10 protein-coding genes and 2 tRNA genes are annotated in these 12853 nt (G+C 70.4%); 7 read left to right on the top strand and 5 right to left on the bottom strand.

Annotation, left to right across the window (positions count from 1 at the left end):
- Positions 1–161: 161 nt before the first annotated feature.
- From P2L57_RS06455 to P2L57_RS06475, 5 genes are all read left to right on the top strand, one after another.
- On the top strand, positions 162–1067 hold the full coding sequence (locus tag P2L57_RS06455) for a maleate cis-trans isomerase family protein (protein ID WP_275809676.1): 906 nt from the start codon (positions 162–164) through the stop codon (positions 1065–1067).
- 25 nt (positions 1068–1092) lie between these two features.
- Positions 1093–1839, top strand: a complete 747-nt coding sequence (locus P2L57_RS06460; RefSeq protein WP_275809680.1) for a maleate cis-trans isomerase family protein — start codon at positions 1093–1095, stop codon at positions 1837–1839.
- Between the two features lie 11 nt (positions 1840–1850).
- A complete protein-coding gene (locus P2L57_RS06465; protein ID WP_275809682.1) occupies positions 1851–2588 on the top strand; it encodes a GntR family transcriptional regulator in 738 nt (245 codons plus the stop codon).
- A gap of 564 nt (positions 2589–3152) precedes the next feature.
- Positions 3153–4283 carry an LLM class flavin-dependent oxidoreductase gene (locus tag P2L57_RS06470; RefSeq protein WP_275809685.1) on the top strand — a complete coding sequence of 377 codons (1131 nt, stop codon included), beginning with the start codon at positions 3153–3155 and terminating at the stop codon, positions 4281–4283.
- Positions 4284–4486: 203 nt separating this feature from the next.
- Positions 4487–6229: a glycosyl hydrolase family 18 protein gene (locus P2L57_RS06475; RefSeq protein WP_275809688.1), complete on the top strand. Its 1743-nt coding sequence runs from the start codon at positions 4487–4489 to the stop codon at positions 6227–6229.
- A 52-nt stretch (positions 6230–6281) separates the two neighbouring features.
- Here P2L57_RS06475 and P2L57_RS06480 read toward each other — a convergent pair whose 3' ends face one another.
- Positions 6282–8075 (bottom strand): putative bifunctional diguanylate cyclase/phosphodiesterase, encoded by a 1794-nt coding sequence (locus P2L57_RS06480; RefSeq protein ID WP_275809691.1) that lies wholly within the window; start codon positions 8073–8075, stop codon positions 6282–6284.
- Positions 8076–8666: 591 nt separating this feature from the next.
- Here P2L57_RS06480 and P2L57_RS06485 point away from each other — a divergent pair.
- A complete protein-coding gene (locus P2L57_RS06485; protein WP_275809694.1) occupies positions 8667–9845 on the top strand; it encodes a M6 family metalloprotease domain-containing protein in 1179 nt (392 codons plus the stop codon).
- A complete protein-coding gene (locus P2L57_RS06490) occupies positions 9842–11110 on the top strand; it encodes a M6 family metalloprotease domain-containing protein (protein ID WP_275809697.1) in 1269 nt (422 codons plus the stop codon). Before P2L57_RS06485 ends, P2L57_RS06490 begins: the two co-directional genes overlap by 4 nt.
- A 70-nt stretch (positions 11111–11180) precedes the next feature.
- On the opposite strand, the gene P2L57_RS06495 is transcribed toward P2L57_RS06490, so the two are convergent.
- The 4 genes from P2L57_RS06495 to P2L57_RS06510 all read right to left on the bottom strand — a co-directional run bounded on the left by P2L57_RS06495 (position 11181) and on the right by P2L57_RS06510 (position 12667).
- Positions 11181–11256, bottom strand: a tRNA-Lys gene (locus tag P2L57_RS06495).
- A 143-nt stretch (positions 11257–11399) separates the two neighbouring features.
- Positions 11400–11475 (bottom strand) — tRNA-Lys (locus P2L57_RS06500).
- 68 nt (positions 11476–11543) lie between these two features.
- Entirely contained in the window at positions 11544–12137 is a 594-nt protein-coding gene (locus P2L57_RS06505) for a bifunctional DNA primase/polymerase (RefSeq protein WP_275809700.1), read from the bottom strand.
- 164 nt (positions 12138–12301) lie between these two features.
- Complete coding sequence (locus P2L57_RS06510; protein WP_275809703.1) at positions 12302–12667, bottom strand: DUF8844 domain-containing protein; 366 nt, start codon at positions 12665–12667, stop codon at positions 12302–12304.
- Positions 12668–12853: the final 186 nt, after the last annotated feature.

Genomic DNA, 12853 nt, shown 5'->3' on the forward strand with positions numbered 1-12853 from the left:
AGGCCCTGTACACCGCTGGCGACGGACCGCGTACCGCCGTCGTCCAGTGGATGGATTGACCACGCTAAGAATCCGTATCTACCGTTGTCAACAATCCTCCTGTCCACACTGCTTGTTGTCCTTTGCACTTCTCCCGTCCTGCGTCCGCAAAGGGGACCTCGTTGGACATCACCTTCCTCGGCGGGCCGTTGCCGCAGCGCGGTGTCGGCGTCGTCGCGCCGTTCGACTTCGCACTCGACCGCGAGCTGTGGCGCTGGGTGCCGGATGATGTGTCGCTGCATCTCACGCGTACTCCGTTCGTACCGGTCGAGGTCAGTCTCGACATGGCCCGGATCGTCAGTGAGCACGAGACGTTGCGGGAAGCGGTACGCGCGCTGCACGCGGTCAAGCCGGAGGCGCTGGCGTACGCGTGCACCTCCGGCAGTTTCGTCGGGGGAGTGGCGGGTGAGCGGGCCATGAGCGCGGCGATGAGCCAGGCGTCGGAGGTGGCCCTGCCCGCGGTGACCACCTCGGGCGCGCTGCGCGCGGCGCTCGCCGAGATCGGCGCCCGCCGCATCGCCGTGGTCACCCCGTACACCAGGTCGGTGACCGACTCCCTGGAGGCCTATCTGCGCGAGGCCGGGATCGCGGTCACCGGACGGGCCTATCTCGGGCTGACCCGGGAGATCTGGCGGGTACCGTACCGCGACGTGGTGGACATGGCCCGCAGCGCGGTGGTCGGCGCCGCCGACGCGCTGTTCATCAGCTGTACCAATCTGCCGACGTACGACGTGATTCCGCAGCTGGAGGCGGAGTTGCGGCTGCCGGTGCTGTCCGCGAACCAGGTGACGATGTGGGCGGCGCTGCGGTGCATCGGAGCGGCGGCCGTCGGCCCGTATCAGGCGCTGCTGGATTCGGCGGCGCGGCCCGGGGCCGGTCTGGTGGCAGGGCTGCCGGTCGGGCCGTTTCCGGTGGTCGACACATCGGTGCTGCCAGAAGTCGCCCTCGCCGGGCAGTCGTTCGGTGACGCCGAGGTCTTCGAGACCCTCGATCCGCCGCCTCCGCCGGACGATCCGCTGGTCAACTGAGACGTGAAGCGTGGAAGGGGTTCGCATGACCGTCGGTTTCCTCTACCCCGGCCGCTCGGCGGAGGACGACTATCCACGGCTGGAACGGCTCCTCGCGCAGTCGGGGCCGCCGGTCCGGCTGCCGCTGGTGCACACCGACATCGGTGAGGACGCCCACCGCGTCGACGCGCTGCTGGAGATGGGCTCGGCGGCCCGACTGGCGGACGGGGCCCGGCAGTTGGCCGGGGCGGGTGTACGGGCCGTCGTCTGGGCGTGCACCAGCGCCAGTTTCGTCTTCGGCTGGGCGGGCGCGGGGGAGCAGGTGCGGGAGCTGTCCCGTACCGCGGGGCTGCCCGCCTCCTCGACCTCGTTCGCCTTCGCGCACGCGGTACGGGCGCTGGGCGTCAGCCGGGTCGCGGTGGCCGCGACCTACCCCGAGGACGTGGCCGGGCACTTCGCCGCCTTCCTCAAGGAGGCGGGGGCGGAGGTGGTGAGCAGCCGCGGCAGCGGCATCATCACCGCCGCCGAGGTCGGCACCTGGGGCCGCGCCGAGGTGCTGCGGCTCGTCAGGTCCGGAGACCATCCGGATGCCGAGGCCGTGCTGCTGCCGGACACCGCGCTGCACACGGCGGCCTGGCTCGGCGACCTGGAGGCCGAGGTGGGCAAGCCGGTGCTCACCGCGAACCAGGTCACCGTGTGGGAGGGGCTGCGGCTGATCGGCGCGGACCGCGTACGCTCCGGGCTGGGTACGCTTTTCGCCGCGGCGGGCACATGGGTCGCCGCGCGCACATGAGATGAGGGGGAATGATGACCTCCGGCCCGAGACGCAAGTCGCCCTCCGGCGCGGGGATACTCGCGCCGGTCAAGCGTGAGCCCGCCGCCATCGTCATCGCACGCCGCCTCACCGAGGCGGTCGTGGACGGCACGCTCGCGCCTGGCCGCCAGCTCGGCGAGGTCGAACTCGCGGCCCAACTCGGCGTCAGCCGCGGCCCGTTGCGCGAGGCCATGCAGCGTCTGGTACAGCAGGGGATTCTGCGCAGCGAACCGCACCGCGGGGTCTTCGTCGTCGAACTGACCGCCGACGACGTCACCGACATCTACCTCGCCAGGACCGCCATCGAGGCGGCCGCCTGCCGGATCGTGATCCGCGACCATCCGCAGCGCACCGCGGACCGGTTGGCCGAGGCGCACCGCGCGATGGCCGAGGCAGCCGGGCTCGGTGACCCGGCGGCGCTGGCCGCCGCCGACATGGAACTGCACCAGATCCTCATCGCCGAATCCGGCAGCCCCCGGCTGGCGCGGATGGCGGACACGCTGTTCGTGGAGACGCGGATGTGCCTGTCGGCGCTGACCGTCACCCACAGCGCTCCGGTCGATCTGGTCGCGGAGCACGCGGCGATCATCGAGGCGCTGCGCGCCGCGGACGAGCGGCTGTTGATCGAGCTGCTGGAGGAGCACATGCTCGACGCGTTGCGTCGACTGGCGCCGCAGTCGACGCCCGGTACGCGGGTCCCGGACACCCGGGAGGACCGACCCGCATAGGCCTGCCCGGCCGGGGGGCGCCATGGGCGGGCCTGCCCGGCCGGGGTTGGCTACGGGTGGGCCTGCTCGGCCGGGGGGCGTCACGGGGTGCGGCGGGTTGCCACCGCCGGTCCGCGCTGTGGTGGGTTGTTGGCCGCCGCGGCGGCACCTTTCTGGCGTTGCGGTGGGCTGGATGCCGCCGCGGCGGCGTTGTCGGGGTTGCTCGCCGTCACGGCAGTGAGATTTCCGGCCTTGCAGTGGATTCGGGAACGCCGGCCCACGCTGTGGGGGCTTGCTCGCCGTCGCGGCGGCGAGTGGTTGCCGTCAGCGGCCAAGCGAGTGGTTGCCGTGTGATGGCCAGAAATCGCCGCCGCGACGGCGAGCCACCCCCGGTGATGGGATCGGCGGCATCAAACGGCCCGCAGCGCCATAATTCCCGCCGCGACGGCGAGCAAGCCGCCACAGCGCGGACCGGCGGTCCCGAACCCGCCGCAACCCGGCGAAGGTCCGCCGGACGGCCGTCCCGCTCGGGAGGGAATAACCGGAGCCACCATCCGGTTAACCGCCTTCGGCAGGAAACAACGCATGAGCGGAAGGCGACTCGACGTGGGTGACGAGCAGCGCAGCGGCGATGAGATTCGCGGGGTGGTGCGCGGAACCGCGCCCGTACCGCTGTCCGTGCTGGACCTGGCGACGGTCGGCAGCGGGCTGACCGCCACACAGGCACTGCGCACCAGCGCCGAGCTCGCCCGGCTGGCCGAGGCCCGCGGGTTCCAGCGTTTCTGGGTCGCCGAGCACCACTCGATGCCCGGTGTCGCCAGCTCCTCCCCGGCCGTGATCCTCGCCAACATCGCCGCGCACACCGAGACCATCCGGCTGGGCTCCGGCGGAGTCATGCTGCCGAACCACGCGCCGCTGGTCATCGCCGAGCAGTTCGGCACCCTGGAGGCGCTGGCGCCCGGGCGCATCGATCTGGGGCTCGGCCGAGCCCCGGGTACGGATGGCGCCACCGCTGCGGCGCTGCGCCGCAGCGACTCGCTGCGCGAGGACGCCGACGACTTCCCGCGCCAACTCGCCGAGCTGATCCGCTTCCTGGACGACGACTTCCCCGACGGCCACCCGTACCAGCGGATCCACGCCGTACCAGGCCCGGTCCAGGGCCGTGCGCCGGGCGGTGTGCAGTCGCCGCACCGGCCGCCGGTGTGGCTGCTCGGGTCCAGCGGGTTCAGTGCGCGGCTGGCGGGCGAGCTCGGACTCCCGTTCGCCTTCGCACACCACTTCTCGGCGCGGAACACGGTTCCGGCGCTCGAACTGTACCGGGAGACCTTCCGCCCATCGGCGGTGCTCGACCGCCCGTACGCCCTGATCGGTGTGCAGGCCTTCGCCGCCGAGGAGGAGAAGGAAGCACGCCGCCAGGTGCTGAGCGGCGCGCTGTCGATGCTCCGGTTGCGCACCGGCCGCCCCGGCCTGGTGCCCGCGCCGGAGGAGGCGGAGGCGTACCCGTTCAGCCCGATGGAGCGGGACTTCGTGGACTCCTGGCTGTCGAACGTCGAGTACGGCACGCCCGAGACGGTGCGCGAAGGGCTGAACGCGCTGCAGAAGCGCACCGGGGCGGACGAGTTGATGATCACCTCCAATGCACATGGGCGGGAGACGCGGCTGCGTTCGTACGAACTGATCGCGGACGCCTATGAGTTGCCCGCCGCGCGAGGCTGACGCCTCGGCGGCGGGTGGTGGTCCAGGCCGGTGAGCTGCACCTCACCGGCCTGGACTTTTCTCGGCACGAGAATTGGTCTAGTCCAAGATTAGTCCGGACCATTGACGTGGACCTGACCGGTCGGTATTTCCATAACCAGCCGGTGATATCTCGGGGCCCTGCCCCGCGACCCGGCCTCCACCCTGCTCAGGAGGTCCCCCACGTGCGCCTTTCCCCCAAGCCCAGCAGACCGCTGACGGCCGCGCTGTCCGTGCTGGCGCTCGCCGCGGCCGGTCTCGGCGCCGCCGCGCAGGCCGACGCGTCGTCGGCCGCCAAGCCCGCGGCGGTCGCCGCGCCCGCGTCCAACAGCACCGGCGCGGGAGCCACCAGTGGCGGCCTCAAGGTCGCCTACTACGACCAGTGGTCGATCTACCAGAACGCCTTCTACCTCAAGAACGTCGACAGCGAGGGGATGGCGGGCAAACTCGACTACCTGATCTACGACTTCGAGAACATCGACCCCACCAACCTCACCTGCTTCGAGGCCACCAAGGCCACCGACCCCGACCCGGGCGGCGAGAGCGACCCCAACGCCGGTGACGGCGCGGAGGACTCCTTCGCCGACTACCAGAAGTCCTTCGGCCCGGACATCAGCGTCGACGGCAGCAGCGACACCTGGAACCAGCCGATCGCCGGCAACTTCCATCAGCTCCAGGAGCTCAAGGCGAAGAACCCGCACCTCAAGGTGCTGCTCTCACTGGGCGGTTGGACGTACTCCAAGTACTTCTCCGACGCGGCGGCCACCGATGCCTCGCGCAAGAAGCTGGTCTCGTCCTGCGTCGACATGTTCATCAAGGGCAACCTCCCCTCACAGGGCGGCTACGGCGGCAACGGCACCGCCAAGGGCATCTTCGACGGCTTCGACATCGACTGGGAGTACCCGGGTGGCGGCGGCCACCTCGGCAACCACTCCAGCACCGCCGACAAGCAGAACTTCACCGCGCTGCTCGCCGAGTTCCGCTCCGAGCTGGACGCCCAGGGGCAGGCCGACGGCAGGAGCTACGCGCTCTCCGCGGCACTGCCCGCCGGTCAGGACAAGATCGCGAACGTGCAGACCGACAAGATCGGCCAGTACCTGACGTTCGGCGACCCCATGACCTATGACATGCACGGCGGTTGGGAGTCCACCGGCCCGACCAACCATGCCGCGCCGATCTACGACAACCCCAACGACCCCAGCCAGCCGGTCGCCCCCGGCACGGAGAAGTACTCCGCCGACGCGGCGATCAAGGCGTACACCGTGGGCGACGCGCCGTACGGCATCCCCGGCGGCTTCCCCGCCAACAAGCTCAACATCGGGGTGCCGTTCTACTACCGCGGCTGGACCGGCGTGCCGGCGGGCAGCAACCACGGCCTGTTCCAGACCGCGACGGGCCCCGCGGGCGGCGCCGCGGACTCCGGGAACGTGCCCGGCATCCGGATGTACAAGGAGCTCTCCGGCGTCGTCGACAACCCCAACGACACCTTCTGGGATCCGGCGGGGCAAGCGGCGTACTTCTACGACGGCAGCAACTTCTGGTCGGGCGAGGACGCCCAGTCCATCCAGGCCAAGGCCGACTACCTGCACTGCAACGGGCTCGGCGGCAGCATGATGTTCTCGCTCTACGACCTGGACCAGGGCGCGACGCTGTTCAACGACACCGTCAGCGACACCAACGGTTCCGCGGCGTCCTGCACCCCGAGCCCGAGCCCGACCCCCACGCCGACCCCGACCCCGACTCCCACGCCGACTCCCACCCCGCCGGGCACCTGCACCGCCGCGCCCTGGGACAAGTCCGCGATCTACACCGCGGGCAACACCGTCTCGTACGGCGGGCACAGCTGGAAGGCGAAGTGGTGGACGCAGGGCGAACAGCCCGGCACCACCGGCCAATGGGGCGTCTGGCAGGACCTCGGCGCCTGCTGAGTGATCCGCCGCACCGCCTCTCCCCACCCGTGATGCTCGGCGGGCCCGCCGCTCAGTGCCCGCCGAGCATCGCGGAGATGCGCTCCGCCGCGACCGGGCGCGAGTAGAACCACCCCTGACCGGTGTCGCATCCGATCCGCCGCAGCCGCTCGGCCTGTTCCGCGTTCTCCACGCACTCCGCGGTGACGGTCAGGCCGAGCCGGTGCGCCAGGTCCACCAGGGCCACGACGATCGTTTCGTCGGCGGGATTCGGATGCTCCTGCGAACGGAAACCCCGCACAAACGATCCGTCCAACTTCAGCGCGGCCACCGGGAGTCGGCTCAGGTACGCCAGATTCGAATAGCCGGTCCCGAAGTCGTCGATGGCGATCCGCACGCCCATCTCGCTCAGCGCGTGCAGCGTCTGCAGCGGTTGTCCCGCCGATCCCATCACCGCCGACTCGGTCAGCTCCAACTGGAGCAGTTCCGGGGGCAGTCCGGTCTCGTCGAGGATCTCGGCCACATCGGTCACCAGATCCGAGTCCCACACCTGCCGCACCGCCACATTGACGCTGACGAACAGCGGCTCGTCCGGGTGGTCCTTCTGCCAGGCCCGTGCTCGGCGGCACGATTCGGCCAGCACCCAGTGGCCGAGCTGGACGATCGACCCGTTCTCCTCGGCCAGTCCGATGAAGCGATTCGGCGCCAGCCTGCCGAACTGCGGGTGCTCCCAGCGGACCAGCGCCTCCACCCCGCGCAGCGTGCCGCCGGACAGTGCGACCAGCGGCTGGTACTCCAACACGAACTCGCCGCGCTCCACCGCCTGTCGTAGCGTGCTGGACAGCGACTGACGGGTCATCCGGTGGGCGTTGCGCTCGGGGTCGAAGAGGGTCCAGCGCGCCTTGCCGTCCGCCTTGGCCCAGTACAGCGTGGTGTCGGCGGCCTGCATCAGGCAGGTCGGCGAGGTACCGGCGGTGGGCCGCTCGACCACGCCGATGCTGGCCGAGACCGCCAGCCGGTGCCCTTCGAGCTCGAACGGCCTTTGCAGCGCGGACAGTACGGTGTCGGCGAGCGCCACCAACTGTTCGGTGTCCTGCGACTCCTCCACCAGCAGGGCGAATTCGTCGCCGCCGAGCCGGGCGGCCAGATGGCCGCCGTCCGCCACGCAGGCGAGCAGCCGGGTGGCGACCGCGGCCAGCAGCCGGTCGCCGATGGCGTGCCCCAGCGTGTCGTTGACCGCCTTGAACCCGTCGAGGTCGAGGTAGCAGATCCCGACCCGGCCACTGGTCGGCGAGCGCAGCGCGGCCGAGAGCCGCTCGAAGAACAGGGCCCGGTTGGGCAGCCGGGTCACCGGGTCGTGCATCTGCAAGTGGCGCAGCCGGGCGGCCAGTTCGCGCTGCTCGGTCACGTCCTCCACGGACAGCAGCGCGCCCGCGGCGGGTACGCCCTGGTCGCACTGACGCAGCGCCTCGACCGTCACTTCGGCCCACATCCCTTGGCCGTCACGGCTTTTGAGCCGACAGGTCCGGCGCAGCCGGTCGCGCGCGCCGCGCAGTACGTCCTGGTAGGCGTCCCTGGATCGTTCGTCGCCGTTCAGTCCGACGAGTTCGGCGGCCCGGCGATCGGCCAGCCGCGCCGGGTCGGCGCCGAGCAACGAGCCCAGCGCAGGGTTGGCCGCCAGCAGTCGCCCGTCGCGGTCGACCAACGCCATCGCGGTGCGCGCGGCGTTGAAAGCGGCGTGATAGTCGCGGAGCTCCGCGGCAGGGCTTCCAGGGATCGGATTGTCACACTCCGTGACGTCTCTGGAGCACTCCGCGGGCTCGCTCTTCCGGCCGAACAATGTTCCGCCTTCAGCTTGCTCCCGCATCACAGTCGTCTCGCACAGGTAGTCGGGGAGGTGTGGGAGAACCGCCGGAAGCGGTTCCTATGCTGGAAATGTGGCGATCATAGAGGTTCGTGGCGGGCCTGAGCCACTGTCATGGTGGTGATTCTTGGCACGTGAAATGGGGCGGGAATCGGAGTGACCGTTCCTCCGATATTGATGTACCCCTCAGCATCGAATGCTGCACCCAATTGATCGAACGGGATCGTTGATCACAGAGCGTAGTTAGCTGAGTCTGTCTCAAACGGCTCAGTAGAACAGGGCGTACACCCGCAAACCATCCCAGGCTGGATGGGGTCAGCGAGAGTGGCCCGAGTCCTTCCGGGCCGGATCCGTCCGGGAGGCGGTGTGCGAGATCGCCTACGGCGCGTTCGGAACCGCCTCCGAGCCCGCACGCGCGGCATCGCAAGCCGTCGCACGCCCAATGCGCTCGGTGTGCCGGCGTTGCCGGATGCCTCAAATGCTCCTGTTGTACGGGGCTCGGCGGGTTTGACCGGCAGGCCCGCTGGATTGGGCCGTTCGGGGGCGCCGCCGGTCGCGCGGGGCGACGGGTGGGATCGGCGGCGGGTGGCGGCCATGGCGGTGGGGTTCGTGGCGCTGGTGGCCTGGAGCCTGGTCGCGGGACCCGCGGCCGCCGCACCGGTGCGGGGGCCGTGCGCGCTGGAACGCACCGATGTGCGGCACTCGGAAGGTGTGGACCGCTGGAACAGCGGCTACCCGCGGCCGTTGGGTGACGTCAACGCCGTCATGCTCTTCCTCGACTTCCCCGACCATGTGCCCGACGTCGACACTCGGGCGCTGACCGCGGACCACTTCCCGGCCACCACCACGTTCCTCGCCCGCGCCTCCTACGGGCGCTTCCGGCTTCACCCGCATGTCCTACAGCGATGGTTCCGGATGCCGCGCCCCTCGACGGCGTACGGAATCCATCGCGACTGGGCCGACGGCCTGCGCACCCAGTACCTGCAGGACGCGATCGCCGCCGTCGGCAGGGACGTCGACTTCCGGCGCTATCCGGTCATCTACCTGGTCGCCGACCCGGGGGCGCGCGGCGTGGACGCGGACGCCACCAAGGTGATCAACCTCGCTCGTCCCATCCACTCCGGCCGCGCCACGATCGACCGGCTGGTGACCGTCTTCGAACACCACCCGCCGGACCAGAACGTCCTCGCTCATGAGACCAACCACGTCTTCGACCTGCCCGACCTCTACCTCCGCCCGCCCACCGGCAGCAACGACTCCTGGGACACCCGGGTGGGCGACTGGGACCTCATGGGCAGCCAGTTCGCCCTCGCCCCCGACCTTTTCGCCTGGCACCGCTGGAAGTACGGCTGGATAGACCCCGGCCAGGTCATCTGCGTGGACCACCCCGGCACCACCACACGCACCCTGACGCCGGTCGAGGTGCCCGGCGGCACCAAGCTGATCGTGGTCCGGGTCAGTGTCACCACCGCCCTCGCGATCGAGGTGAGGGAGGCCCGGGGCAACGATGAACATGCCTGCGCCCAGGGCGTATTGCTGTACGAGGTACGCGCCGATGTCGAATCGGGCGAGGGGCCGATCACGGTCATGGACGGCCACCCGTGGACCGGAGCCTGCTACGGCACCTCCGTCTACCCGCAGCTGGCCGATGCTCCCCTGGGCGCCGGTGAGTCGTACATGTACCACTTCGGGCGCCTGGCACAGGACGTGCTGCGTATCCGTGTCGACCGCCATGACCGCCGAGGCTGGACCGTGACGGCGGACGAGCGATGACCCCTTCGACGTGCCGCTCGAACCGGCGACGAAGCCGGGGAACCGTCGGCAAGGGCATACGGGGCGCCGCCATAGCCGGGGTCCTGCTGCTGGGCGGCGGCTCCACCGTGATCGGCAGCACCCCGGTGTCCAGCAGCACACCGCACGCGGCTCCGCGCGCCCGGCCCTGCGCCCTGCGGGCCCATCGGGACACCGAGATGTCCGAGGGGTTCCCCACGGGTCGCGACCCCGCCTACGCGAAGTCCACCGGTGAGCTGCGCGCCCTCACCCTGTTCATAGACTTCCCCGACGCGCCCGCCCGGGAGAGCGTACGCGCCCGTCATGCCGAGTTCTTCCCGTTCGTACCGCAGTGGTACGCCCGGGCCTCGTACGGCAGGCTGCGCTACCGCTCGTTCCCGGTGCTCCGGTACTTCCGGATGCCGCGCACGTTCGAGTCGTACGGCATAGCGCGTGGCTACGGGTGGTCGGTGCATCGCGCGATGATGCGGGACCTGGCCGCGGTCGTCGGGCGCAGCGTCGACTTCCGCGGCTACGACCTGGTCAATGTGATCGCCACGCCGAACGCGGGACCGCCCGCCAACGAGACCGTGCTCTCCGTCACCTGGACCGGCGGCACCGCCGCGCGCACCCATGACGGCGCCCAGCTCGACCGGGTCTCCGTGATCTACGGACACGACCAGGCCGGGCCCCGGGTGCTCGCCCATGAGAACGGCCACTCACTCGGGCTGCCCGACCTCTACGCGGTCGACGACTTCCACAGAACCGACCTCCTCGCCGGTCAGTGGGACACCATGTCGTTGGACTGGGGCCTGCAGGGCGATCTGTTCGCCTGGCACAAGTGGCGACTCGGCTGGCTGGACGACGCACAGGTCGGCTGTGTGACAACGCGCGGGACGCAGGACTTCCAGCTGGCCCCGGTGGAGCTGCCCGGCGGCCGCAAGGCCGTGGTGATCCCGTACGGCCGCTACGTCGCGTATGTCGTGGAGGCGCGCACGGCGCAGGGCAACGACAGCGCGGCGTGCAGCGAGGGCGTGCTGGTCTACCGGGTACGCACCGATGTGGACTCGGGGGACGGTCCGATCAAGGTCATCGACGCCCATCCGGCCACCAGTGCCTGCGACTTCAGCAGCAGCGCGTTCAACTCCCTCAACGACGCGCCGTATCGGACGGGCGAGCGGTTCGCCGACCCGGCCAAGGGGATAGGGGTCGCTGTACTGGGGCGGGACGCCGAGGGTGGATGGACGATACGGGTCACTCGGCGCTAGGTCATCCGTACGCAGCGTGATGGGCCGTGGATCGCGTCAAGGCCTCCCACGTGAACGCGAGAGGCCTTGGTGGTGCGCCGCCAGGGACTTGAACCCCGAACCCGCTGATTAAGAGTCAGCTGCTCTGCCAGTTGAGCTAGCGGCGCTCGCCGGTGGAGAAATACTACCTGATGGGAACGGGTGCCCATGACCACCCGCGACTCGGTGACGGGGTCCCGGGAAACCCTTCGCGGGGCGCGGGGCCCCGCGAAAAGCACCGGGCCCCACGCGTGAACGCATGGGGCCTTGGTGGTGCGCCGCCAGGGACTTGAACCCCGAACCCGCTGATTAAGAGTCAGCTGCTCTGCCAGTTGAGCTAGCGGCGCCGGTTGACGTCGAAGACCTTAGCATCCGGATCCGGAGGATGAAAAATCGATAAGTCTTCAGCTCCGGTTCACTCCGGAATGCCCCCTTCCGGGCGGGTCGCAGCCCCCTCCGCGCCGGCCGCGCGCAGGCACGCCCAGAGCAGTACGGGGGCGCCGGGCAGCCAGGGATGGCGGGTACCGGGCGCCACCAGCCAGCGCGAGGGGCGCCCCTGGACCCGCCGCGCGCCGTCAGTGTGACATCCGCCACGTCGCCATCCGGGCGCCGGTACCAGCGGCGGCACCGTCACCGTCTCGCCGAGCCCGTGGCACAGCAGCGGCGGCACCCGCGCGCCCCACTCCTCCCAGGTCAGCAGCGAGGGCAGCCGCTCGGCGGTGCCGGGCCGGGCGAACACCAGGATCCGTCCGCGGTGCACCGCCACCGGTCCGCAGCCCGGACCGGCCGCCCATAACCGGTCCAGGACCCGGCGACCGAACAGTGATGGGAGGTTCACCACGTCGAACGTCGTGCCGCACGGCAGCGCGCTGGGCTCCGTGGGGCGCACCGACCACAGGGCCTGGACGCTGCGGGGGAAGGCGCTGGCCGAAGCGAGCCAGTCCGCGCCGTCGACCGTGACGTACTCGGCACGCAGCATGGCGTCGGGCTCCCAGGTCCAATCCGTCATGGCAGACAGATCTACCGGTGCGCCATGTTCCGTTCCCCTGGATCAGCGGAAACCGGGACGGCCGAGCATGCCCGGCAGTAATGTTCTTGCATATGCCACTGGCCTGTGGATCCCGTGCATCGGCACGTGCAGAGCGTCACGGTCGGACCGCGCTGGAGGCGGTTTCACTCCGGCGGCGGCTGCTCGTTGAGCAGCTCCAGGCCGAACTCGACCATGCGCTTGGCGTAGTCCTCGCTCCACTCGGCGCGCTCCGCGATCGCGGCGATCGACACCCGGTCGAACCGTCCGGGGTCCGCCAGCTGCGCGGCCGCCATCGCCTGGAACTCCGTGGCACGGTCGGCAGCCGCCCGGAAGGCGATGGTCAGCTCGGTGGAGCGGTCGAGCAGCCGCCCCGGGTCCTCTATCGACTCCAGGTCGAAGAAGTGCTCGGGGTCGGAGGCCGCCGCCTCGGGTTCGAAGAGCAGTCGCGCGGGCCGCATCCGGTGCTGGGCTCCGTCCGGCGTCTGCTGAGCCGACTGCGGCTCGGACATCTAGGTACCTCCAGATTGTGGGCCGCCTACCATTGTCCCGCACGATGCAAGGCCGCCGGGAGAATCACCGCCCACGGTCCGGCCAAGGCCTCGTTACGATCTCCACCGCACCCGGTGTTCCGACAGCCGGGCCAGTACCGCGTGGTTCGCCTCCCAGCCGTCCGGGCTGCGTCTATTGGCCGCCTC

Source organism: Streptantibioticus ferralitis (assembly GCF_029223525.1).
Taxonomy (GTDB): Bacteria; Actinomycetota; Actinomycetes; order Streptomycetales; family Streptomycetaceae; genus Streptantibioticus_A; species Streptantibioticus_A ferralitis.

What these genes read in the sequence shown, in the direction of transcription:
- P2L57_RS06460 (WP_275809680.1), top strand. Translation starts at nt 1,093, where the DNA reads ATGACCGTCGGTTTCCTCTACCCCGGCCGCTCGGCGGAGGACGACTAT.
- P2L57_RS06465 (WP_275809682.1), top strand. Translation starts at nt 1,851, where the DNA reads ATGATGACCTCCGGCCCGAGACGCAAGTCGCCCTCCGGCGCGGGGATA.
- P2L57_RS06470 (WP_275809685.1), top strand. Translation starts at nt 3,153, where the DNA reads ATGAGCGGAAGGCGACTCGACGTGGGTGACGAGCAGCGCAGCGGCGAT.
- P2L57_RS06480 (WP_275809691.1), bottom strand. Translation starts at nt 8,075, where the DNA reads ATGCGGGAGCAAGCTGAAGGCGGAACATTGTTCGGCCGGAAGAGCGAG.
- P2L57_RS06485 (WP_275809694.1), top strand. Translation starts at nt 8,667, where the DNA reads ATGGCGGTGGGGTTCGTGGCGCTGGTGGCCTGGAGCCTGGTCGCGGGA.
- P2L57_RS06490 (WP_275809697.1), top strand. Translation starts at nt 9,842, where the DNA reads ATGACCCCTTCGACGTGCCGCTCGAACCGGCGACGAAGCCGGGGAACC.
- P2L57_RS06505 (WP_275809700.1), bottom strand. Translation starts at nt 12,137, where the DNA reads ATGACGGATTGGACCTGGGAGCCCGACGCCATGCTGCGTGCCGAGTAC.
- P2L57_RS06510 (WP_275809703.1), bottom strand. Translation starts at nt 12,667, where the DNA reads ATGTCCGAGCCGCAGTCGGCTCAGCAGACGCCGGACGGAGCCCAGCAC.